The organism is Labrenzia sp. PHM005 (assembly GCF_006517275.1).
In the GTDB taxonomy this organism is placed as follows: domain Bacteria; phylum Pseudomonadota; class Alphaproteobacteria; order Rhizobiales; family Stappiaceae; genus Roseibium.
Genome location: NZ_CP041191.1, coordinates 376623 through 398309, shown reverse-complemented (window position 1 = coordinate 398309; position 21687 = coordinate 376623). Strand labels below are relative to the sequence as shown.

The 21687-nt window shown below is 55.4% G+C and carries 23 protein-coding genes and 1 other RNA gene; 14 read left to right on the top strand and 10 right to left on the bottom strand.

Features of this window, described 5'->3' with window-relative positions; all coding sequences use genetic code 11:
* Positions 1-442: 442 nt before the first annotated feature.
* The 6 genes from FJ695_RS01995 to FJ695_RS01970 form a co-directional block, all read right to left on the bottom strand.
* Positions 443-2527: a G8 domain-containing protein gene (locus tag FJ695_RS01995; protein ID WP_168206235.1), complete on the bottom strand. Its 2085-nt coding sequence runs from the start codon at positions 2525-2527 to the stop codon at positions 443-445.
* Positions 2528-2904: 377 nt separating this feature from the next.
* The gene (locus FJ695_RS01990; RefSeq protein WP_168206234.1) at positions 2905-3684 is read right to left on the bottom strand and encodes an FkbM family methyltransferase; all 780 of its coding nucleotides are present in this window, start codon (positions 3682-3684) and stop codon (positions 2905-2907) included.
* 50 nt (positions 3685-3734) lie between these two features.
* Positions 3735-4943, bottom strand: coding sequence for a lytic murein transglycosylase (locus FJ695_RS01985; RefSeq protein WP_371708987.1), 1209 nt, complete (start codon positions 4941-4943; stop codon positions 3735-3737).
* A gap of 70 nt (positions 4944-5013) precedes the next feature.
* Positions 5014-5592, bottom strand: a complete 579-nt coding sequence (locus tag FJ695_RS01980; RefSeq protein ID WP_141183874.1) for a histidine phosphatase family protein — start codon at positions 5590-5592, stop codon at positions 5014-5016.
* Positions 5589-6536 (bottom strand): NAD(+) diphosphatase, encoded by a 948-nt coding sequence (nudC, locus tag FJ695_RS01975; protein ID WP_209010884.1) that lies wholly within the window; start codon positions 6534-6536, stop codon positions 5589-5591. The genes FJ695_RS01980 and nudC overlap by 4 nt, the downstream gene beginning before the upstream one ends.
* Positions 6537-6579: 43 nt before the next feature.
* Complete coding sequence (locus tag FJ695_RS01970; RefSeq protein WP_371708972.1) at positions 6580-7074, bottom strand: HIT family protein; 495 nt, start codon at positions 7072-7074, stop codon at positions 6580-6582.
* Between the two features lie 99 nt (positions 7075-7173).
* Between FJ695_RS01970 and FJ695_RS01965 the strand changes: the two genes are divergently transcribed.
* Together FJ695_RS01965 and ffs are read left to right on the top strand one after the other, a co-directional pair.
* On the top strand, positions 7174-7806 hold the full coding sequence (locus FJ695_RS01965) for a LysE family translocator (RefSeq protein WP_141183873.1): 633 nt from the start codon (positions 7174-7176) through the stop codon (positions 7804-7806).
* Positions 7807-7923: 117 nt separating this feature from the next.
* An RNA gene (gene ffs, locus FJ695_RS01960) (signal recognition particle sRNA small type) lies at positions 7924-8021 on the top strand.
* Positions 8022-8045: 24 nt separating this feature from the next.
* Here the strand turns inward: ffs and FJ695_RS01955 are convergent.
* Both FJ695_RS01955 and FJ695_RS01950 read right to left on the bottom strand, forming a co-directional pair.
* Positions 8046-8450: a hypothetical protein gene (locus tag FJ695_RS01955; protein WP_141183872.1), complete on the bottom strand. Its 405-nt coding sequence runs from the start codon at positions 8448-8450 to the stop codon at positions 8046-8048.
* On the bottom strand, positions 8450-8704 hold the full coding sequence (locus FJ695_RS01950) for a hypothetical protein (RefSeq protein WP_209010883.1): 255 nt from the start codon (positions 8702-8704) through the stop codon (positions 8450-8452). Before FJ695_RS01950 ends, FJ695_RS01955 begins: the two co-directional genes overlap by 1 nt.
* 140 nt (positions 8705-8844) lie before the next feature.
* Here FJ695_RS01950 and FJ695_RS01945 point away from each other — a divergent pair, with 140 nt between their 5' ends.
* From FJ695_RS01945 to FJ695_RS01930, 4 genes are all read left to right on the top strand, one after another.
* Positions 8845-10776, top strand: a complete 1932-nt coding sequence (locus tag FJ695_RS01945; RefSeq protein WP_209010882.1) for a DNA polymerase III subunit gamma/tau — start codon at positions 8845-8847, stop codon at positions 10774-10776.
* A 377-nt stretch (positions 10777-11153) separates the two neighbouring features.
* Positions 11154-11474: a YbaB/EbfC family nucleoid-associated protein gene (locus FJ695_RS01940; RefSeq protein WP_141183869.1), complete on the top strand. Its 321-nt coding sequence runs from the start codon at positions 11154-11156 to the stop codon at positions 11472-11474.
* Between the two features lie 244 nt (positions 11475-11718).
* The gene (recR, locus tag FJ695_RS01935) at positions 11719-12327 is read left to right on the top strand and encodes a recombination mediator RecR (protein WP_141183868.1); all 609 of its coding nucleotides are present in this window, start codon (positions 11719-11721) and stop codon (positions 12325-12327) included.
* 82 nt (positions 12328-12409) lie between these two features.
* Entirely contained in the window at positions 12410-13054 is a 645-nt protein-coding gene (locus tag FJ695_RS01930) for a hypothetical protein (protein WP_141183867.1), read from the top strand.
* Positions 13055-13061: 7 nt separating this feature from the next.
* Here the strand turns inward: FJ695_RS01930 and FJ695_RS01925 are convergent, their stop codons facing one another.
* Positions 13062-13808, bottom strand: coding sequence for a class I SAM-dependent methyltransferase (locus FJ695_RS01925; protein ID WP_168206233.1), 747 nt, complete (start codon positions 13806-13808; stop codon positions 13062-13064).
* A gap of 197 nt (positions 13809-14005) precedes the next feature.
* Between FJ695_RS01925 and FJ695_RS01920 the strand changes: the two genes are divergently transcribed.
* The 8 genes from FJ695_RS01920 to FJ695_RS01885 all read left to right on the top strand — a co-directional run bounded on the left by FJ695_RS01920 (position 14006) and on the right by FJ695_RS01885 (position 20949).
* Positions 14006-14569, top strand: a complete 564-nt coding sequence (locus FJ695_RS01920) for a GNAT family N-acetyltransferase (protein WP_141183865.1) — start codon at positions 14006-14008, stop codon at positions 14567-14569.
* A 79-nt stretch (positions 14570-14648) separates the two neighbouring features.
* The gene (locus tag FJ695_RS01915) at positions 14649-15317 is read left to right on the top strand and encodes a sulfate transporter family protein (RefSeq protein WP_141183864.1); all 669 of its coding nucleotides are present in this window, start codon (positions 14649-14651) and stop codon (positions 15315-15317) included.
* Positions 15318-15346: 29 nt separating this feature from the next.
* Positions 15347-16264: a glutaminase gene (locus FJ695_RS01910; protein WP_141183863.1), complete on the top strand. Its 918-nt coding sequence runs from the start codon at positions 15347-15349 to the stop codon at positions 16262-16264.
* 356 nt (positions 16265-16620) lie between these two features.
* On the top strand, positions 16621-17019 hold the full coding sequence (gene sdhC / locus FJ695_RS01905; protein WP_141183862.1) for a succinate dehydrogenase, cytochrome b556 subunit: 399 nt from the start codon (positions 16621-16623) through the stop codon (positions 17017-17019).
* A gap of 10 nt (positions 17020-17029) precedes the next feature.
* Positions 17030-17413 carry a succinate dehydrogenase, hydrophobic membrane anchor protein gene (sdhD, locus tag FJ695_RS01900; RefSeq protein WP_141183861.1) on the top strand — a complete coding sequence of 128 codons (384 nt, stop codon included), beginning with the start codon at positions 17030-17032 and terminating at the stop codon, positions 17411-17413.
* A 5-nt stretch (positions 17414-17418) separates the two neighbouring features.
* Positions 17419-19248 carry a succinate dehydrogenase flavoprotein subunit gene (gene sdhA / locus FJ695_RS01895; RefSeq protein ID WP_141183860.1) on the top strand — a complete coding sequence of 610 codons (1830 nt, stop codon included), beginning with the start codon at positions 17419-17421 and terminating at the stop codon, positions 19246-19248.
* Positions 19249-19269: 21 nt separating this feature from the next.
* Positions 19270-20106, top strand: coding sequence for an FkbM family methyltransferase (locus tag FJ695_RS01890; protein WP_168206232.1), 837 nt, complete (start codon positions 19270-19272; stop codon positions 20104-20106).
* Between the two features lie 60 nt (positions 20107-20166).
* The gene (locus FJ695_RS01885; protein WP_141183859.1) at positions 20167-20949 is read left to right on the top strand and encodes a succinate dehydrogenase iron-sulfur subunit; all 783 of its coding nucleotides are present in this window, start codon (positions 20167-20169) and stop codon (positions 20947-20949) included.
* A 308-nt stretch (positions 20950-21257) separates the two neighbouring features.
* Here the strand turns inward: FJ695_RS01885 and FJ695_RS01880 are convergent, their stop codons facing one another.
* Positions 21258-21683 carry a PACE efflux transporter gene (locus tag FJ695_RS01880; protein ID WP_141183858.1) on the bottom strand — a complete coding sequence of 142 codons (426 nt, stop codon included), beginning with the start codon at positions 21681-21683 and terminating at the stop codon, positions 21258-21260.
* Positions 21684-21687: the final 4 nt, after the last annotated feature.

Here is a 21687-nt window from a genome sequence, read left to right as displayed (position 1 = left end):
AGAGACAAGGTCTAGAGCATCCTGCGTTCAGGTGAACGCAGATAAGATGCTCTACCAAACTAAAATCGATCAGCTTTTGGCTGTTCAAGCGATGCCACCCGATCAGCCGCTGATCTAGTGGCCTGTGCCTTTGCCAGGCCAAAGCCAGTAGGGGCTGAAAATATCTTAGGTAGCGCTTTGAGGGGATGCTATCACTGATGGTGACGCAAGGGCAAGTTTGCGGAGATTTCCGGGCTGAAAATGTCCGGTGGCTGGGAACTCGGGAAGTTCCCAGCGCCGTGATCCTTCTGCCCCTCAAGTCATGATGACGGATAGAAGGATATTTAAACCACGCTCCAGATCATCGGAGCATGGCTGATGTTTCATGTGACTGGCCCATTTGTTTGTCGGGAGTGGCCCAAGCTCAAGGTCCGGGGTGGCCGTTAGAAATTCTGCTTGGGTGTCAGAAAAACCAGTCTGGGAAGAGAAAGCGGCCGTTTTCAAAACCTGAGAACTGGTGGCTGTCCGGATCCGATTGAAAATCGCCGGTCCCGTTGTTGGCTTCTGGAAAAGGGCCCTCCCAATAGCCCGGCCCGGCCATTTCAGGCGTAATGCCAAAGAAAACATCCAAGCTGTCTTTGTCGGCGTAGAAGTCGGTTATCTCAGAACCGTTGCCCGGCTTGGGAGCTTCAACAGGCAGGGCCATGCCGACAATAGTGCCAGGTCCGTCTTCATTGGGCCGGATGTTTTGCACATTCGTGCCGTTGTTGGCGAATGTGGTGCCCATAACACTTACCTGGCCCTCGGTCGTCAGTTTCATGCCAACGCCGAAGCCGTCAATCGTAACGTTCCTCACTTCCAGGCCCAATTCATTCTGAAAATGGGCGAGATCTAGCCCAACAGTCTTGCTGTCGCCATTGCCGACGAAACGCAGATTGTCGAGGGTTAGGCGGTTGGCATAGGGGGCTGCAAAGGCGCTTTGTTCGACGTTCCAGATCGTCGAGTTGGACAAGGTGGAACGCAGTTGAGCGTCATAGGCCGCAGGCGGATCGATTGTCCCATCTTCAAGGTGCAATCCGTTGCCGAAAAACTCGGTGTGAAGGTAGAAGATCTGGATACCTTTTGTGGAGCTGTACCCTTCGTTCCCCGTAAAGGAGCCGATTGGCACATCCATGATCTGCATCTTTGTACCTGCTGGTCCGATTAAGCCGCCATTGGGTACATTCGCCGTGTCATGAAAGACCTTCGACGTACTGCCGTCCGGCGCCTTTTCCAAAAGTCCTTCCGGCCACCAGATATAGGCATGGCCGGATGCACCTGAGACCACATTACCTTCGACCTTCACGTTCGGGCCGTGGAACCAGAAACCGTCGCCCTGAAAGCCATAATCCTGCCGGCCCTCGCGCGCATCCGGATCGACGTCCTCTTCACTGTTGAGCGGGTCCTTCGGGTTGACCGTGCGAAGGGCAATGTTCTTGATAAAGGAACCGATCTCATCACCGGCCTCAGTATAGTAGGCAGCCCCGGTGATGTTGTGGGTCACATTGTTGGTGAAATCCACGTTGGACGAGTGGTTCACAAATCCCCATCCAGGGGCATCGGTGACCACTGAGCCGTTAATCTTTGCCGGGGCCCCTTCGGCGTCGGTTCCGCCCTTGTGCACATGGACTGCGTACCGGCCGCGCACGTTGTCACCGCCAAGGTCAAGCGGCGGCAGGTTCGGGTTCAGATCGGGAAACTCCAGATCATTGTAAGGAACGGATTTGTCGGACCGTCCGAGATCGTCGAAGGCGGCATAGTTCACGTCGGCATCGTTGGTGTGCATGAACATCACATGCCCACGGTGTGCAAGCGCTTCGTTTTCCGAAGAGAATTCGACGTTGCGGCTCAGATTGGCCACATGCACATTCAAATCTGCCCGTGGCGCGGCGTGATCAAGGGTGAGCGCCTTGTCAAAAGTGATTTTGGCACCGTCGATTGCAATGATCTTGACCTTTTCGTCCGTTGCCGGGTTTTTGGGGTCTGTGCCTGCAATGACGATTGTATCGCCAACCGCCCAGCCAGTTGGCGCGGTCTTGAGGGTAAGCGACGTGTCTCCTGCCATCGGGAAGGCCTCAACGACCTCAAACCCGCTCTTGGCCGCACCATTTATGGTGGTTTTGCCATGCAAAAGTGCACCGCGGCTGATCAGGGACGGGTCCCATGTCTTGTCGATGGCACCATCATCGGCAAAGACGATCTTGGCAGTAACGGTGTCGGCTACTGGCTGCTCAGCGGTTCCCATCACCAGATGGCCGGACGTGGTGGTGACAAGGGTGTCGACTTTGAGTTGGGTGCTGGTGTCTGTGGCAAAAGACAAAGTACCATCCACTCGGACAGTCTTGACCGGTGTATCCAGGGAGCTGTCCACACGCACCTCAATGCCCGCCGGAATGTGGACCTTGGCCCATTGTGTTGGCACAACACCGTTGGACCAAGTTGCCGGGTTGGACCAATCCCCGGAAGAAATTGCTGTGTGTGTGACCTGATCCAACGAGACAAGTTTCATGGACGGCATGTTCATTTGCATGTTTGAGAACCTCTGTTTGAATCGCTCGCAAAAGGGCACTTCGATTCAACGCAGCAGCGCAGGCATTTCAGGCGTTCTTTTTTTGATTATTTTGGCTAGCCACTTTTGAGGGCGTGGAATGTGCCGGCAGCTTTGTTTGCAGATGTTTTAATACCGGGACCTTGTCTTGCAAGGAACGTCAGGAAATGTGGACATGCGATAAGTTGCGAACCGGCAATCAAACCAAATCAGAAACTCTAACCGCCCGATGTACGGCATCGATTGGTTGGCTCATCCGGCCGCGAATAGGCCTCAACCTGTCAAATCTGGAGATTGTGCTTACGTTTAGATGAGACACCACCTATTGTTCGCAAACCTCAAAAGTTTTTGAACAAATAGTCGGTCTCGCCTTTGGTGTCGCTGAGTTCTTCCGACAATGTAAGCCCCAGCCCCTCAAGCACCGGAACTGTCAACGCATAGTTTTCCGGATGGATTTCGACCATCAGGATGACTTTGTTGTTCGAGATCAATTCTTTCATTCCTGATAGAGCCTTGGCTTCGGCACCTTCGACGTCAACTTTGATGGCAATTTCACGGTTTTTATAATCAAAATGGTCGTCGAGCGGTTCTGATTGTACCGTTACAATCTGCTGGCCGCTTGCGGCGTCTTCCACGATCCTCGACACACCTCTGTTGCCTGGCCGCGCCATGAGAAAAGACAGTTCGCCTGCGGTGTCGGAAACTGCATACGGGTGGACCGTGATCCTGTCCTCAAGCGCATTCAAAAAGAGATTTCCATAGAGCTGTGCACGATTGCGTTTGTCAGGCTCAAATGCATGAATTTCATCGAAACTCGGCAACAGCGATACGCGTATGGCGTAAAGGCCCCAATGGGCACCGACATCTAGGAAGACGATCTGATCGCCAAAACAGTCTTGGGTCCGGGCAATGAACTTCTCAAACTTTTCACCTTCCCAGCCAAAGCGGTACTTCATCGAACGGTCGACCAGATTGGTCTTGTCCAAAAGAAACTGAAGACCATACCGCGTTTTTATGGAATGCCGGCGCAATCCCAGGCCGTCGAGGCGGCGGTAGAGACTCGGAATGAGCCTGCGGAAAGGCGATTTGCTCAGAGCATGATCATCAAAAACGGTCACAGGCATTCCCCCAGAGATTTCTGGCATTACTCCTGAAAATCGGAAAAAAGTCACCCCACCCAACATGTGGCAAAAAAACCGTTTTTCTCTTGATCTTTGCCGATAGACCGGCGGGTCTTGAATCCAATCAGACCGTCGGCGCCGCCGACATCATGGCCAAGATCTTCCAAACGCAGCTGAAGATTGCGGACCGCGCCTCGGGTTGTGTCTTTCATCGGCTTCCAACTGCCGCGAAACGCCTTGTTAGAGCCGTAACGGTCGGCCAGATGCCCGACAAACAGCGCGTAGGTGTCGCTCTCGTTGTACTCCTTGATCACGTAGAAATTCTCCGTCGCAATGAACGCCGGGCCATAGCGGCCGGCAGGCATCAGGATGTTGCCCGGCTGATTGACTTCATGCGCCGGAAACGGGCGTCCACTGACGCGCTGGACACCTTCTTGAACAAAAGCAGAGATCGGCTGGCGGTTGTCCGGGCCTTCCCGCGTGCAGGAGACGGTGTTGGGCAGGGTGACCTCGTAGCCCCAATCGCGCCCGGACACCCAGCCGTGCTTGGCCAAGTAATTGGCAATGGACGCCATGGTGTCCACTTGTGACGTCCAGATATTGCGTTTGCCGTCGCCATCGAAGTCGACCGCATACTTCAAAAAGGACGAGGGCAGGAACTGCGGCTGCCCCATAGCGCCGCCCCAGGAGCTTTTCATAACCTTTCGGGACACATCGCCCCGTTGAAGAATTTTCAGGGCCGCGATCAGCTCAGCCTTAAAAAGGTCTGGGCGTTGGCCCATGAAGGCGCGGGTCGCAAGGACCCGAACCGCATCATGCGGGATCTTAGCGCCGCCATAACCGGACTCGCGCGCCCAGATGGCCAAAATAATCCGCTTGGGCACACCGTAGCGGGCTTCAATCTTCTTGAGTGTGCCGGCATGTTTCTTCATCAACCGCTGTCCGCCGGGCACCAATGCATTGAATTGGCTGTCGCGGAAATAGCGTTGGGGTGACCGGAATTCAGCCTGGAAATTGACTTTCGGTGGCGTGCCTTTGCCGCCTGGCCCAACGAGGCCGGGCAGGGACGTATCCGGTTTGAGGCCCTTCAATTGCCGGTCGAGGGTTGCCTGGGAGACACCAGCTTTCCGGGCAGCAGGTACTACATCCGATGCCAGAAATTGCCGGAACGCCTGATCATATTGGCCGGCGAAGGCCGGGACATCATTGAGGCTATAAAAGCCCAGAACACACAAGGCAAGCTTCAGGAGTTTCAATGTCACGAGGCAGTCTCCACATCGATATCAGGGAGAGCGTACCATGAATGTGAAAGCGAGCGGACACCCGTTACAGTTCTGTCCAAGCCAAATCCGGTGCCGACTGTGACGCGAGCCAGGTTTTATCGAACCGGTACCAGCTGCCGCCGCGCTTTTGGTCGTGAATGCGCGAGATTGGCGCTCCCATCAAATGGCACATCAACAGAGTGCCGACACCACCATGGCCGGTGAAAAGGACGGGAGCCTCGTCATCTATCGTGCGTAAAGCTGCCTGAATTCCGGTGACAATGCGCATTTGGGCGTCAATGGCGCGCTCCCAGCCCCGGATCGACGTATCCGGGTGGGCAAAAAACAAGTCTGCAGTTTTCTCAAATTCTTCCGGCGGCAGAAAGCCGGTCGCCGACCGGTCATTTTCATGCAGCGCCTTGAGGGCAAGGGGTTTCAGTCCAAACGGTTCGCAAAATACTTCCGCCGTCTCGACCGCTTTCACTTCACCGCTGGAAACCACACGTTTAATGTCTTTTGCAAACGGCAACACTGCAGCCTTTGCAGCCCGTTCTCGGCCAAGATCCGACAGGCTCCATTCGGGAATGGGAATGTCCTTGTCGATAATAACCTCCGGATGGGTGAGATAGACGCACCAGGTCATTGAGTTGTTCCTTCGAGCCAGCCGGTAATCAGCTCATACGCGATCGAAATGGACGGTGGGATCATGTGTCCTTCCGGGTGGGTGCCGGCAATCATTTGACGGACTTCATTTCTATCACACCATTTGCAGGCTTCCAGTTCATCATCTTCGATGGCGATCTCACTCGAAAGCGCCGTGCCGACGCAGCCGAGCATCAGGTTCGCCGGGAAGGGCCAGGGCTGGTTGGAAATCAGCTGGACATCGCCAACTTTGATGCCGGATTCTTCCAGGGTTTCCCGGCGCACCGCTTGTTCTATTGTTTCGCCCGGTTCCATAAAACCGGCCAATGTGGTGAAGATGCCTTCGGCCAAGCGGGCTGGCCGTCCCAACAACGCGCGGTCGCCGTCTGTGATCAGCATGATCACGCAAGGATCGGTCCGCGGAAAGTGCTGGCTCTCGCAGGCAGGGCAGTCGCGCCGGTAGCCAGCTTCCGCCATCTTCGTTTTTTCGCCGCAACGCGAACAATGCCGGTGGGTCCGGTGCCAATGGATCAACGCGCGGGCTTGCGCCAGCGCGCCCAAGTCTTCCGGTGAGAAGGTATTTTGCAGGGCCAATGTGCGTAGGTCCTGAAGTTGCAGGTCGGGGTTTCCGGCAAGGTCTTCGTCGTGCTGTTTCAGTGTGGTCGCAAAGACTGCCACACCGTTTTCCGGTCGAAGTCCTAGGAATACCATCTCTTCGCGAATGGCTCCAAGATCCAGGGCGGCATCAAGTGAGTGGCCAACCTTCAACGGAGAGCCGGCTGGAAACACCAATGTCCGGGGTGTGGACAACACAACCTCTGTATCGGGTCGGTCCAAAAGGCTTGCGAGATAGGTTGTGTCGCCACGCCGGGTTGATTGGCGGTCGAGCGAATTGCCGAGAAAACTCATTTCCATGGCGGGCAGGGCGGCATCAACAGCGCGCATTGATAATTCCTTGGATTGGGCGATGACCGGAACGAGGCGGGGATTAGTTTTCCAATTCGGCCAGGGCTGAAAAGGAAGAACGTAGCCGGTCAATCAAATGTTGATCCGCGTCGTTTTCATAAGACCGCGGTGGCACAACGCCCCAAATTGGGCCGGGCCAGGCCGCATCGTCACGGAACCGCGCCACAATATGGACATGCAGCTGCGAAACTTGGTTTCCGAGTGCGCCGACATTGAGCTTTTCACATTCTGTCACTTCGCGCAGAACTCGGCTGACCATGGCGATTTCCCGCATCAACTGCAGTTGATCAGTTTCGTCCAGGTCGATGATTTCCACCAAGTCCGGTTTGCGAGGCACCACAAGCAACCAGGGATAATTGGCGTCTTTCATCAGACGGACCGAGGACAAGGCAAGGTCCAGCACTGGGAGGCTGTCGCCTTCAAGGCGCGGATTGAGATCGAAAAAAGTCATAAGTTCAAACCGGTCATTGGGTCGGCAGGTGTTTGAGCGCGCGTACGGCTTCAGATTGCTTTTCATCACCATATGTCTAGATTGGTGCGGAAGTGAAATCCTTTTCATCGGCAACGGCAACTTTGCTATTTAAATGATAGCTGATGTTGCCATGGGAAATTGTCAATGTCCTATGAACTTATTTTGAGTTTTGCGTTTGTCGCAGCCCTGTTGGTGATGTCGCCTGGACCAAACGGTGTCTTGATCGCCAAAACTGTTCCGACGTCCGGTCGGACGGCGGCGTTTGCGAATGTGTCCGGCTTTATCGCAGCCTTTTTTCTGCATGGAACGCTGTCCATCCTTGGAATTTCCATCATTCTGGTGCATTCGGCAGAAGCGTTTTTTGTCGTAAAAATGCTTGGGGCGGCGTATCTGTTCTGGATTGGGCTAAAGGCGCTGAGATCCGCATTCTCCAAAAATGTCCTGGCAACAAAAGTGGCCCCGGCCCGGCGCAAAAGAACCTTAGTTAAGGCCTTTGGCGAAGGCTTTCTAACCAATGCGCTCAATCCGAAAGTCTCCATGTTTTATCTGGCGGCGTTTCCGCAGTTCATTCCGGCTGCAGAGGGCGCGCTTGCCGGGGCAACGCTGCTCGTGGTCATTCATTCGGCCATCAACGCTCTGTGGTTTGGCGCCATGATCCTGCTGTTGTCCCGGGTGTCGGAAGCTGCACAAAAGCCGACGTTCCAACGGTGGCTCAAAGGTATCACCGGCGCGGTTTTCATGGGATTTGGGCTGAAACTGGCGACTTTGCGTCCTTAAACGGTTCGGCTGCATTGGCAAAGATGCCGGTGTTTTTGTGCCGAAGTTTCACCGGTGAAGAAAAACCGGCTTTTACCTCTTGCCAAACACCCGGTGTGTTCTGATATAAGGCGCTCGGGAGGTTGGTGGTGGACGAGCCACTCGCCAACCGGGTCAGGTCCGGAAGGAAGCAGCCCTAACGAGCCTCGGCACGGGTCGCCGTGCCAGCCTCCCACCCTTTCCTACGTCGAGTTTATGCGCTAATTGATCGCAGTGGTCGAGTTCTGATCAGGCATTAAGAAACTGGTGCGCGCGTCGTTGCTCTTAAGCCGATCAGCCGTGTACCAGCGCGCCAGAAGGTCTCCGGACAATAGATCCTCGTTGTCGTTCAAAAAAGCCGTGATGTCTTGATAGTCCTTGGCTCGCATGCGCTCGGCGATGATGCTCAAGAACGCCAGTGTGATTGTTGTGTTCATCTTTTGAGGAACGCCTGCTTTTTCTGTCAGGGCCTTGAGACTCTCCACGTAACATTTTGCGGCAGTCAGGAAATCGTATTTCAGCAGCAACTCATGGGCGACCGTGACATGATCGGTATGGCTGAACTCCGCAGGCTCTAAAGTTCCGGCCTCAAAAGAGGCTGTCAGCTCTCTCGGACTTCGATGCATCAGTCAGCTTCCTTTTCCAGCAATCTGTGACTGTCACTTGCGGTCAGTTCCAAATCGTAGACTTGTTTCAAAATTTTGATTTTTTCCAACGTGTTATCGGAAAATGGCGCTTTGTTTTCAAAGCAGTGAAGGGCCATCCCCTCGAGCAGATCGCCGAGGGAGATGTCCAGATGTTCGGCAAGGCCTTTAAGGACTTTCACAATCCGCTTTTCCATGCGGACACCGGTTTGAATGCGTTCAATCTGTTTGCTCATAATGTTATATTGGTACCAAGGTACCTATTTGTCAATTGCTGACGTTAGAAATGGGCATGAAGCGGAATTGCCGCCCGCCTTTCACAGAAAACAGATAAAAGCCTGTCCACCTTTTGGAAAAAATCGTTATGGTGCGGCTCATGGATGAGACTGGCTTTCCGCAAGACGATAATGAGACCGGCCTGGAATTGACGGGTGGCACTGGAACGGCACCAGGCGCGGCCGAAGGCGGTGCCTACAGGGTGCTGGCCCGCAAATACCGCCCGAAGACCTTCGAGGATCTGGTTGGCCAGGAGCCGATGGTGCAAACGCTGGAGAACGCGTTTGATACCGGACGGATCGCACAGGCCTGGATGCTGACCGGGGTGCGCGGGGTCGGCAAGACCACAACAGCCCGGATCCTGGCGCGCGGCCTGAACTATGAAGTGCCCGGCGAGGCGGATAAACCGACGGTCAAGCTGACCCAGGAAGGCTCGCACTGTAAGGCCATCATGGAAGGCCGCCATGTCGATGTTATCGAGATGGATGCGGCCTCGCACACCGGCATCAACGATATCCGCGAGATCATCGATGCGGCCCGCTACCGCCCGGCAACGGCGCGGTATAAGGTTTACATCATCGATGAGGTCCACATGCTCTCCAACGCAGCCTTCAACGGGCTGTTGAAGACGCTCGAAGAGCCGCCTGAGCATGTGAAGTTCATCTTCGCGACCACCGAAATCCGCAAAGTCCCGATCACCGTACTGTCGCGTTGCCAGCGCTTTGATCTGCGCCGCATCGAGCAGTCTAAACTGATCGGCTTGCTGCGCCGGATTTCTGACGCCGAAGGCATTCAAATCTCCGATGAAGCCCTGATGCTGATCGCACGGGCGGGCGAGGGTTCGGCTCGCGACTCTCTGTCCTTGCTCGATCAGGCGATGGCTCATGGCAGCGGCGCGATTGACGCAAATGATCTGCGCCAAATGCTCGGTCTTGCCGACCGCGCCCGGGTGATAGACCTCTTCGGCCATATCATGGCCGGGCGGATCGAAGACGCGCTGGGCGAACTCCAAGCTCAGTATGATATCGGTGCCGATCCTGCGATCGTGTTGACGGATCTTGCCGACTTCACCCACCTTGTGACCCGGATGAAGGTGGCCCCGAAATCCGCCGACGAGGCCTCGGTGACAGAAGCGGAGCGCGCGCGCGGCCAGGAGTTTGCGGAAAAGATTTCCGTGCGGCTGCTATCCCGCGCTTGGCAGATCCTTCTGAAAGGTGTTCAAGAAGTGCAAGCCGCTTCCAAGCCATTGTCTGCGGCTGATATGGTTCTGGTGCGACTGGCCTATGCTGCCGATCTGCCGGATCCGGGCGAGTTGATGGCGCAGATCCAAAACGGACAAATGCCGGTTTCTGGTGGTGCGCCAGCAGGTGGATCTACAGGAGCGCCCGCAGGTCCTGCCGGAGGCGGCGGCCAGGCGATGGCCGTTGGTGCTCCCTCCATGCCGCACGGCAGCCCTCGGGGAGGGCCAGTGATGCAAGCTACTGCCCGGCCGCAGTTGTCGGCGATCCAGGGTGGCGCTCCGCAGACAGCACCTCAACAACAATCGGCACCACAGGCCGAACAGGCACCGCAGCAATCTGCCTACAATCTGAAAAACCTGCATGACTGTGTCGCACTGGCGTCTGAAAAGCGCGACATTCCGATGAAGGTTGCCATCCAGCGGCAAATGCGGCTGGTGAAGTTCGAGCCCGGCAAGATCGAGATTCAACCGACCGAGGATGCACCGGCCGATATTGCCGGGGAATTCGGACGCAAGCTGACGGAATGGACCGGACAGCGTTGGTTCGTTGTCGTCTCGCGCACGCAAGGGCGTCCGACGATTTATGAAGAGCAGGAAGCCAACCAGCAGCAGCTTTTGTCAGACGCCAAATCCCACCCGACGGTGGCCGCATTGCTGGCACAGTTTCCGGGCGCCAAAGTGATCGATGTCAAGGTACAGGCCTCCGAAGAGGACGAAGTTGCGATGGCCGATCCGCTGGTCAACGATCCCTTGCTCAACGAAGCGCTGGGCACGGATGACGATGACGACTAACACCGCCGCAACCAAAGGCCGGACGCCGTGAGCGATAAAAAAATAAAAAACAACATCATTATGTTTTTCGTGGCTGGGGCCGTTTGCCTGCTGTCCATGTTGTTCGTCTCAAAGGCGGATATGGATGAATATGTGAAACTGGTGACTGTCGTCTCCCTGGTTTGCGCTTTTTTCTTCATTGGATTGTATTTCGCGGGCCGGATTTTCTACCTGTGTTTTAAAAAACAATGAGCCTATGGCCCGAATTCAAAGGGCTTCAAGCCAGCGCCGCTCCAGATTGGTGTTTTGGGGTGGCAATTCCGCTATTGTTCTTCTAAACGCAGGTCCCAGATAAGAAGCGCCGCAGGTGGCGCAGCAGACTTTTAAGGAGAGATCCAATGGACTTCCTCAAGATGATGAAGCAGGCCAAGGAAATGCAGGAGCAGATGGGCTCTCTGCAGGGCCAGATTGAAGACATTGAGGCAGAAGGTTCTTCTGGCGCCGGTCTGGTTAGCGTCCGCCTCAATGGCAAGGGCGAGCTGAAAAGTCTCACCATTGATCCGTCGTTGATGAAAGAGGGCGAAGGCGAGATCCTTGAAGACCTGATCATTGCCGCGCACACCGATGGCCGGGTGAAAATCGATCAGGCGATCCAGGAAAAAACCCAGGAAATGATGGGCGGCCTCGGCCTTCCGGCTGGCATGAAACTGCCATTTTAAGTTTTCTGGTTCGAGGTTAGGATAGACCAACGGGCGTCTTAGTCTCGATGTCATCCCGGCCCTGAGCCGGGATCCACTCGCGTTCCCACTTGTTGCAGAGGTAGAGTTTCCTATCAGTCTCTCTGCAAATGATTGGATCCCCGCTCAAGGCGGGGATGACGTCAGAGTTGGATATGACTGATAGCGTCGATGCACACTATCCCCCAGAGCTTTCATCGAACATACAAGTGCACAGTGAGAAAACATGGCGCAGAAGCAGGTTGCGGGACCGGAAATTGAACGGTTGATCCAGTTGCTGGCCAAGCTGCCGGGTTTGGGTCCACGCTCCGCCCGCCGCGCTGCGCTGCATCTGATCAAGAAAAAAGACCAGCTTCTGGTGCCGCTGTCAGAGGCCATGGGCATTGCCGTGCGCGACATCGGCATCTGTTCGACCTGCGGCACGGTCGATACGTCCGACCCTTGCACCATCTGTTCCGACGAAAAACGGGACCCCAGCGTTCTCGTTGTCGTCGAGGATGTTTCCGACCTTTGGGCGCTGGAGCGGGCAGGCGCGGTCAATGCCCGCTATCATGTGCTCGGCGGCACCTTGTCGCCGCTTGATGGGGTTGGCCCGGACGATCTCAATCTGGCTACCATGATCGATCGCTGTGGTGCGCCGGAAATCGGCGAAGTCATCCTGGCAATCAGCGCGACGGTCGAGGGACAGACCACGGCCCATTACATCATGGACCAGCTTAGCCACCTGGATGTCCACGTCACCAAACTGGCGCATGGTGTCCCTGTCGGGGGTGAACTGGATTATCTCGACGAGGGCACCCTCGCCCAGGCGCTAAAGGCGCGGACGCGGTTTTGAGTAAGGATTGTATTTGTTAGAAGGCATTGTTTTTAGAGTTCTTTACTATCTCGTCTGCTCGTTATCCCTATTGGTCTTGAGTTTGACACTTGGCGCTTTTGGATTTCTGATTGGCTATTGGATGTGTTTCTTCCTGATTTTATTGAAGAAACCGGTTGTGAAGCCTGTTGGAAGGTTGTCTGTTGATCTACAGGTTATCTTAGCACTTGGTGTTGTTGTGACCGTTTCACTGCTAATCTCGCGTCTGGGAGTTGCTACACTTAAACCTTTACTCCTTGCGCTAATGGAGTTCACTTTTATCAAGACAGACTTTCAGAGTATTCTCTTGGAGCGGAAGCATTGGCTGCGTGAGTACTTCTTCTCAATTTTGTTTTATTATGTGTCTTCGATTGTGTTCTGTCTGCTAATACCCGCTTGGTTTTTGCAGACGAACAAATTTTTTAATTGGGCCCTGTTAATGACCAAAAGGCTCCGCAAAAAGGAACCAGCGGCAGCAACTTTTTTGCAAATGGCTGCATGGGCTTTCATTGCAATTTATATTCTGGTTGTCCAGTTTGGGTTGGTTGGCGATACTCGACACGGTATTGGTAGTTTTAAAGGTTACTTTTTTCTGGCTACTTATCCATTTGCAGTTTTTCTATTTTGTTCTGTTATCGTTGCCGCGCACTATACAGAGCAAATGCGGATAGAACCGTGGAAAGGCTATCAAAAATCTCTCAGCGAATAGAAGGTGTTTAGCGAACAAACCGAAACAGCTGGCAATAACCTTTGCTGGGCATGGCAAACAGGGTTTCGGCGGATTGGAAGCCGGCCTCAAGTCCGGCGCGCTGCCAGCCGGTTTTGGTTTCCGGAAAATCGCAAGTTTCGATGTGGTCCATCATCCGCATGAAGTCCGCGCCGGAGAGCGGCGGGCTCCATTGCTGGCGGAAATACTGCCGGTTGTTGCGATTGAACGCATCGAGCGTCACGCCATCGGGCAACACGGGCTCGAATGTCAAAAGCATACCGCCGGGGTTCAATGCCCTGTAGATGGCAGTCAAAACCTCTGCCTTTTCGTCCCAACTGGCAAAATGATGTAGACAAAGGCCGCACCAGACGACGTCAAACTCCTGCGGATTTTCCAGAAGGACACGCCGGATGTCCTTTTCTTCAAGCCGGGCGTCAAAAGGGGCTGCAACGAGGTTTTTCCAGGCAAGGTCCAGCGCTTGGGGCGACAGATCAACACCATGGTAGCGATGAACGTTTAGCGGCCGCAGAGCCCGAGAGATGACCTCGGCATCTCCGCACGCCAGATCTAAAAATTTGAAACCATCAGGAAAACGGTCTGTGATTTCTTTGCTCAGAATGCTTGCAATTTCGCGGTGACAAAACAGATTGTAGTCGACCAGAGTTCTGTAGATACGCCAGTCGGTTTCAAAAATGGAATGGGGGTCTGTTTGGCCGGATGCCGAGCTGTTTTCTTGAATGGAAACTTCGGTCATAATCGCCTCGAAAGCAATTAAAAGGTGCATAATAGACTAGCGCAATCAGTTTTCGGGTCAATCGGATTACTGGGGCACCACCGCCAGCCTTGAGCCTTTTTGTTGCACTCAGAGGCCTTGATTACCTTTCACTTTCCATAGAATGATGGGCGGAAGCCCAATGATCCAGAAGCTGCCGTCCTTAGGTCCATACCTTTATGATTCCAAATACAAAATCGAATGCGCCCGCCAGCATCATGACCCGCCGATTGTGTCTGCGAGCCCCGGTCTTGGAAGACGCTTTTGCGATCGATCCGATCTACAACGACTTTGAGGTGGCCCGGTGGGTGAATGTTCCCCATCCCTGTCCGACAGGCTTTGCGCTGGAGCGATTTCAGCGGTTTTTGACTTTCCCGCCCCATGAGCGCTGCTTCATTCTGTCGAAGAAATCCGACCGCAAACAAAAGGCAATCGGCTTGATCCTTGCAAACTGGATGGACACGGAAAAACCGCCCATTGTCGGCTTCTTTCTAGAGTCAAAATTCCATGGCAAAGGGTTCATGAACGAAGCCTTGGATGCTGCGTTTGAAGAGATTTTTCGCCTGACGGACGCTGACGCCATTCGCGCGTCCCATTATCTGGGCAACGTCGCCTCGGAAAAACTTCTGGCCAAAAAGGGGTTTGAACCGGTTGGAACCAGCAACGATTTCAACCGCACCACCGGGAAAACGGAAGAGCAAATCGACTTGATCCTGCCGAGAGCGGTTTTTGAGGGGGCTTGACCAGTCTCACACCGCCTCTTGCACCTTCTCCTATCCGCACTTATGTCGAGGCCGTCGATCACAAACCGTTGAAGGTCATATGTTCCAAGCTGCCAGCCGCGCCATGTCCCAGGTGTTTGAGCGCCCGTTCAGGGCCGTTTTCTGGAAAATGCTCGGCTTTACCTTGGCCGTGCTTGTGGTGATCTGGATCGCGCTACAGGGCCTCATCGCCGGTTTTGTCGCGCTGCCTTATCCTTGGCTGGAAACAGCGCTTTCTATTTTGACCGGTATTGGCGCCATTTTCGCGCTTGGGTTTCTGATTGCGCCGATTTCGGCGCTGTTTGCTGGTCTGTTTCAAGATGAAATCGCCGATATTGTGGAAGCGCGGGATTATCCGGGCGACCGGCCGGGGACGGCTTTGCCTGTCTCGCAGTCGATCATTCAGACCATCAAATTCACCGGAGTGGTCATCCTGGGCAATCTCTTCGCCCTGCTGCTGCTTTTGGTGCCGGGCGTGAATATGGTGGCTTTCTTCTTGGTCAACGGTTATCTGCTCGGCCGCGAGTTTTTCGAGTTCGCCGCAATGCGGTTTATGCCGCCGGCTGAGGCGCGGGCCTTCCGCAAGGCACGGGGCGGGACTGTCTTTCTCGGAGGGCTGATCATCGCCGGACTGCTTGCCGTGCCGATCCTCAACTTGGTGACACCCATCTTTGCCACCATTTTCATGATGCACGTCTACAAACGGCTTGCCTCCAATGCTCAGATCTGACCATGTATGCGCCCGCATTGGAGGGGTGTATGCAGGATTTGCTGACAGAAATTGCAGAGGTTGCCAAGACCAGCCCGGACAAGGGCCAAGTCGCGACTTACATTCCCGAACTTGCCAAAATTGATCCGGAGCAATTCGGAATTTGCGTGGCGACGTCCGACGGCAACGTTTATTCTGCAGGTGATGCTGAGACACCCTTCTCGATCCAGTCCGTCTCCAAGGTGTTTGCGCTTGCATTGGCTTTGGGCAAAGTCGGAGATCAGTTGTGGCGACGGGTCGGGCGGGAACCGTCTGGACTTTCTTTTGACTCGATCCTGTTGCTGGAGCGAGAAAACGGGGTACCACGAAATCCGTTTATCAATGCCGGCGCCCTGGTGACAACGGATACGTATCTGTCTGGATACAGCCCCAAAGAAGCTCTTGGAGAATTGCTCCGGTTCGTCCGCTCTGCCGCCGACGATGACAGTATCCATATCAACGAAGCCGTGGCCCGGTCTGAAATCGCAACAGGCCATCGCAACTTTTCGCTGGCACATTATCTCGCGTCCTGCGGGAACATGAATGCCGGTGTCGACAAGGTCCTGGGCACCTATTGCCATCAATGCGCCGTTGAAATGTCGTGCCGCCAGTTGGCGCTCGCCGGGCGGTTTCTGGTCGAGCGTGACGATATGCCGGGCCTTGTGTCCAAAGAGCGCCGCCGCCGGATCAATGCGCTCATGATGACATGCGGCCACTATGATGGGTCGGGCGACTTTGCCTTCCGTGTCGGTTTGCCGGGAAAAAGTGGTGTGGGCGGCGGAATTCTTGCAATTGCGCCGGGGCGGGCATCAATAGCGGTCTGGTCGCCGGGCCTCAACCAGTATGGCAACTCCAAACTCGGGACAGAAGCCATGGAGATGTTCGCCCAGAAAACCGGATGGTCCGTTTTTGGTGCGCCGCAGTTTTGATTGCGCGTGTTCCGTTTCCAATAAATTTGCCGACCAACAGCGTGCAAGTCTGACGGGACTGCGAAATTACGTTCACGTAAGCATTGTCATGAATAGATTCGTTTAGTCTTCTCTCGCGGACTATTTTTGTGATGACTGCTCACATTGCGGCGCCAAGTCGCGGCATTCCGGCGCAGAATATCTGTTTTTCCGTCTAACCAAATGCGTTTAAACCGATTCACAAGTCGTTTTTCTCGAATTAGACCTATAGGATATTTTGACGTATCGCGGCGTTGGCGCTAGAACCCTCTAGACAACGTCTTGAAATGTTTACGTTTGCGTAAACGTAAACTTGCGTCGCACGGGAGAGGAAATCCATGTCGAACGCCGATTTGCGGGGCAACCGCCCGCTGTCGCCCCATCTTCAGATCTATAAACCGATCCTGACGATGGTTATGTCGATCTTGCACCGCATCACCGGAGCGGCGCTCTATTTCGGCACCATTCTATTGGCCTGGTGGCTGATCGCGGCTGCTGCGGGTCCTGCCTACTTCGATTTCGTCAACGAGCTTTACGGGTCGATCCTCGGACGGCTGATCCTGTTCGGCTTCACTTGGGCCCTGGTGCATCACATGCTCGGCGGCATCCGCCACTTCATCTGGGACATGGGCGCTGGTTTCGGCAAGGAAGCGCGCGAATGGCTCGCCAAGGCGACCATTGTCGGTTCCGTTTCCCTCACCTTGATCCTCTGGATCATCGGCTACGCGGTTCGCTAAGGAGACTGTCATGAGCGATATGCGCACTCCGCTCGGCAAAGTTCTTGGCCTGGGCTCCGCCAAGGATGGCACCGATCATTTTTGGAAACAGCGTCTGACGGCTGTTGCCAATGTTTTCCTGATTTCCTTCTTCGTGATTCTGGTGATCTCGATGCAAGGCTCCACCCACGCAGATGTTGTTGAGACCCTGAAGAACCCTCTGGTCTCCATCATCCTGCTCTTGGTGATCCTCTCCGGCGTCTATCACATGAAGCTCGGCATGCAGGTCATCATTGAAGACTACGTGCATGGCGAAGGCCTGAAGGTCCTGACCGTCATGGCCAACACGTTCTTCTGCGTCTTTATCGGTTTCGGCTGCATCTTTGCAGTGCTCAAGATTGGCTTTGGAGGTTAACCCGGATGGCCAAGACCTATGAATTTGTCGACCACACCTATGATGTGGTTGTCGTTGGCGCCGGTGGCGCGGGCTTGCGTGCAACGCTCGGCATGGCCGAGCAGGGCCTGCGCACAGCTTGCATCACCAAGGTGTTTCCGACGCGCTCCCACACCGTGGCAGCTCAGGGCGGCATCGCAGCGTCTCTGACCAACATGACGCCGGACTGCTGGGAATGGCACATGTACGACACGGTCAAGGGGTCTGATTGGCTCGGCGACACCGATGCCATGGAATATCTTGCCCGCGAAGCACCGAAAGCGGTTTACGAGCTGGAGCACTACGGCGTTCCGTTCTCCCGGACGGAAGATGGCCGCATCTATCAGCGTCCGTTCGGCGGCCACATGCAGAACTACGGTGAAGGTCCTCCCGTGCAGCGCACTTGCGCGGCGGCTGACCGGACTGGCCACGCGATTCTGCACACGCTTTATGGCCAGTCTCTGCGCCACAATGCGGAGTTCTACATCGAGTATTTCGCGCTCGACCTGATCATGTCCGACGACGGCGTTTGTCAGGGGGTGATCGCGTGGAACCTTGATGACGGCACCATCCACCGTTTCTCCGCCAAGATGGTTGTTCTGGCGACCGGCGGCTATGGCCGTGCCTATTTCTCGGCAACGTCCGCCCACACCTGTACCGGTGATGGCGGCGGCATGGTCGCCCGTGCGGGCCTGCCGATGCAGGACATGGAGTTTGTTCAGTTCCACCCGACCGGGATCTACGGCTCCGGCTGTTTGATCACGGAAGGGGCCCGCGGTGAAGGCGGTTATCTGGTCAACTCGGAAGGCGAGCGTTTCATGGAACGCTATGCGCCGTCAGCGAAAGATCTGGCCTCCCGTGACGTTGTCTCGCGCTGTATGACCATGGAGATCCGCGAAGGCCGGGGTGTCGGCAAGGACAAGGATCACATCTTCCTGCACTTGGATCACCTTGATCCGGCGATCCTGGCAGAACGTCTGCCAGGCATTTCGGAAAGCGCCAAGATCTTTGCAGGCGTCGATGTCACCAAGGAACCGATCCCGGTGATCCCGACCGTGCACTACAACATGGGCGGCATTCCGACCAACTACTGGGGTGAAGTGCTGAACGCGGACGAAAAGAATCCGGACCGTATTCAGCCGGGTCTGATGGCTGTCGGTGAAGCCGGCTGTGCGTCCGTTCACGGCGCCAACCGTCTTGGCTCCAACTCGCTGATCGACCTGGTGGTCTTCGGCCGTGCCGCTGCCATTAAGGCCGGTGAGGTTGTTGATCCGAAAGAAGCTGTGCCGACCCCGAACGAAGCGTCTTGCGAAAAGATCATGGATCGCTTCGATCGTTTGCGCAACGCCAACGGCTCCACGACGACGGCTACCCTGCGCGACAAGATGCAACGCACGATGCAGGCAGACGCAGCCGTCTTCCGGACCCAGGAAAGCCTTGAGCAGGGCTGCAAAGGCATGAGCGCAATCTGGGGCGAGATGAAGGACATCAAGGTCTCTGACCGCTCGATGATCTGGAACTCCGATCTGGTGGAAACACTGGAGCTGGAAAACCTGATGGCGAACGCGATCACCACCGTCTATGGCGCCGAAGCGCGTAAGGAGTCCCGCGGCGCCCATGCCCGTGAAGACTACAAGGACGGCCCGCTCGGCGGCCGCAACGACGACGACTGGCGCAAGCACACCCTGTCTTGGGTTGATGATGAAACCGGCGACGTCAAGCTGGAGTACCGCCCGGTCGTCACCGATCCGCTGACCAAACACGAAGACGGTGGCATCGATCCGAAGAAGATCGCGCCGAAAGCGCGCGTCTACTAAGCGGAGGCGGGGTTGGATCAAATGGCGGCCATCCTGGATACCAGAAGCCCGTTCGGCACGTATCGTGCCGAGCGTCTGGTCCGGGCTGCCTGGCGTCTGGCCGACCGTCACGATCTGTCCAAAAGCTTGCGGCGGCGCATCCGGGCTCTGGTCTCTTGGGTGTTCTCCGGGCCGTATGACCTGGAAGCAGAAGGCCTGAAGTTCCGGATTTACCCAGGCGAAAACTACGATGATCGCAAGATCCTGGCCAAAGGCCGGTTGCCAGAGCGGGACGAACACAAGCTGCTCGAACCCTATCTGGGCAATGGCAAACTGTTTGTCGATATCGGCGCCAACATCGGTTCTTACTCAATCTTTGCCGCCCAAAAAGGCGCTGAGGTTCTGGCCGTTGAAGCCAATCCGCACACGGCGGCCAAGCTGAAATTCAACATCCGGGCCAATGGTCTTGAAAACGTCAAGGTGGTTGAAACGGCGGTTGGCCCGAAAGAGGACACGCTGCCGCTGTGGCTGGAGCCGTCCAACTATGGGTTTGCTACCCTCGTCAAGGATCTGACCACCGGCGAATGGGCGGGCAATTGGTCGCCGACCTTTGTCGATGTCAAGCCGCTGACGGCGATCACCGATGATGAAATGCTGACCCGGATCGACGTTCTGAAAGTGGATGTCGAAGGGTTCGAGGACCGGGTGCTTTTGCCGTTCCTCCGGCACGCGGAGCGCTCCTTGTGGCCCCGCGTGATCCTGCTTGAAACAAATTGCCGGCCCTATTGGACCGAGGATTGCCTGTCTGAATTGGCAAACCGGGCCTACAAGGTCACCGGCCAGACGAATGACAACATGGTCTTCGAACTCACGGCGTAAGCACGAGTTAGAAGGCATTGGCCCGGACGCGAACTTGGGCCCAACGCGGAGCATTGAGAAATGGTTCAGCTGACGCTTCCCCGAAACTCTCAGGTGACGGAAGGCAAGGTGTGGGACAAGCCGGAGGGCGCAACCAACCTCACCGAATACCGGATCTACCGCTGGAATCCGGATGACGGCCGCAACCCGCGTGTCGACACGTATTTTGTCGACAAGGACGATTGCGGCCCGATGGTGCTGGACGGTCTTATCTACATCAAGAACAAGATCGACCCGACACTGACCTTCCGCCGCTCCTGCCGCGAAGGCATCTGCGGCTCCTGCGCCATGAACATTGATGGCACCAACACGCTCGCCTGTACAAAAGGTACGGATGAGGTCGCTGGTGATGTGGTCAAGATCTATCCGCTGCCGCATATGCCGGTGGTTAAAGACCTCGTGCCGGACATGACCCGTTTTTATGCCCAGCACCGCTCCATTGAGCCGTGGCTTAAAACCGTGTCACCGGCCCCGGAAAAGGAATGGCGCCAGTCCCATGAAGACCGCCAGAAATTGGACGGCCTCTACGAGTGCATTCTGTGTGCCTGCTGCTCCACTTCCTGCCCGAGCTACTGGTGGAACGGCGACCGGTATCTCGGCCCAGCCATTCTCTTGCAGGCCTACCGCTGGCTGATCGACAGCCGGGACGAAGCGACCGGTGAGCGCCTGGACGATCTGGAAGATCCGTTCCGCCTCTACCGCTGCCACACCATCATGAACTGCTCTCAGGCCTGCCCGAAAGGCCTCAACCCCGCCAAGGCCATCGCCGAGATCAAGAAAATGCTGGTTGAGCGGCGCGTGTGATTTTTCTGGGGCTTTTGCCTTGGTAAATCGAAGAACAGAAAACCGCTCCAGGGAAACTCGGGGCGGTTTTTGTTTGGTTTCCTATTTCGATTGGGACCGTGTCAGGGACAAATAGGGGATTTCGAAAAGCGCAGTTTCAAACCACCTTCGTCATCCCCGCCACTATGCGGGGATCTACTCGTTTCCAGAGAGCTGGTTTCAACCTCGATCACCGGCCATTCTTCTTGTACTGATACCCTGGGATCCTGCGCCTTGAATTGGTTTACGGAACCATGACGGGGATAAGTTTTCTTTGTGTCAGGAGTGCTTCAGGCGGCTTCGGTCGTCGGAACCGGGAACACCAAATCGTAGACCCAGTTGTAGACGAAGGCGTAAACCAGAAAGAACACTGCAAAGCCGATATCAAGCAGCAAGGCCTGAACGAAATCCAGCTGCAACCACCACATGATCGCGATGATGCCGATCGCCAGCAGGCACGCCTCAAACAGGATCGCGTGGACAACACGCAAGGGGACGGTTCTTGGCTTGGTGCCACGGTTGGCCACATACCATTTGTCGAACAACCAGTTGTAAACAAAGTTCCAGCCCATGGCGATCAACGACATGATCAGCCCGAGAACACCAATCTCTGAAATGGAATGACCCGTAATCCAGCTTCCGAACACTGCGACGATTGAAAGGGCGATCCCCTCAAACAGCACGGAGTGCCGAACTCTATCCCAGAAACTTCTCATAACA

Coding starts and splice junctions, on each gene's coding strand:
- sdhC (WP_141183862.1), top strand. CDS start 16,621: ATGTCGAACGCCGATTTGCGGGGCAACCGCCCGCTGTCGCCCCATCTT.
- FJ695_RS01995 (WP_168206235.1), bottom strand. CDS start 2,527: ATGAAACTTGTCTCGTTGGATCAGGTCACACACACAGCAATTTCTTCC.
- FJ695_RS01980 (WP_141183874.1), bottom strand. CDS start 5,592: ATGACCTGGTGCGTCTATCTCACCCATCCGGAGGTTATTATCGACAAG.
- FJ695_RS01970 (WP_371708972.1), bottom strand. CDS start 7,074: ATGAAAAGCAATCTGAAGCCGTACGCGCGCTCAAACACCTGCCGACCC.
- FJ695_RS01940 (WP_141183869.1), top strand. CDS start 11,154: ATGGACTTCCTCAAGATGATGAAGCAGGCCAAGGAAATGCAGGAGCAG.
- FJ695_RS01945 (WP_209010882.1), top strand. CDS start 8,845: ATGGATGAGACTGGCTTTCCGCAAGACGATAATGAGACCGGCCTGGAA.
- FJ695_RS01885 (WP_141183859.1), top strand. CDS start 20,167: ATGGTTCAGCTGACGCTTCCCCGAAACTCTCAGGTGACGGAAGGCAAG.
- FJ695_RS01955 (WP_141183872.1), bottom strand. CDS start 8,450: ATGCATCGAAGTCCGAGAGAGCTGACAGCCTCTTTTGAGGCCGGAACT.
- recR (WP_141183868.1), top strand. CDS start 11,719: ATGGCGCAGAAGCAGGTTGCGGGACCGGAAATTGAACGGTTGATCCAG.
- FJ695_RS01965 (WP_141183873.1), top strand. CDS start 7,174: ATGTCCTATGAACTTATTTTGAGTTTTGCGTTTGTCGCAGCCCTGTTG.
- FJ695_RS01880 (WP_141183858.1), bottom strand. CDS start 21,683: ATGAGAAGTTTCTGGGATAGAGTTCGGCACTCCGTGCTGTTTGAGGGG.
- sdhD (WP_141183861.1), top strand. CDS start 17,030: ATGAGCGATATGCGCACTCCGCTCGGCAAAGTTCTTGGCCTGGGCTCC.
- FJ695_RS01950 (WP_209010883.1), bottom strand. CDS start 8,704: ATGAGCAAACAGATTGAACGCATTCAAACCGGTGTCCGCATGGAAAAG.
- FJ695_RS01920 (WP_141183865.1), top strand. CDS start 14,006: ATGATTCCAAATACAAAATCGAATGCGCCCGCCAGCATCATGACCCGC.
- FJ695_RS01890 (WP_168206232.1), top strand. CDS start 19,270: ATGGCGGCCATCCTGGATACCAGAAGCCCGTTCGGCACGTATCGTGCC.
- FJ695_RS01915 (WP_141183864.1), top strand. CDS start 14,649: ATGTTCCAAGCTGCCAGCCGCGCCATGTCCCAGGTGTTTGAGCGCCCG.
- nudC (WP_209010884.1), bottom strand. CDS start 6,536: ATGCGCGCTGTTGATGCCGCCCTGCCCGCCATGGAAATGAGTTTTCTC.
- FJ695_RS01910 (WP_141183863.1), top strand. CDS start 15,347: ATGCAGGATTTGCTGACAGAAATTGCAGAGGTTGCCAAGACCAGCCCG.
- FJ695_RS01925 (WP_168206233.1), bottom strand. CDS start 13,808: ATGACCGAAGTTTCCATTCAAGAAAACAGCTCGGCATCCGGCCAAACA.
- sdhA (WP_141183860.1), top strand. CDS start 17,419: ATGGCCAAGACCTATGAATTTGTCGACCACACCTATGATGTGGTTGTC.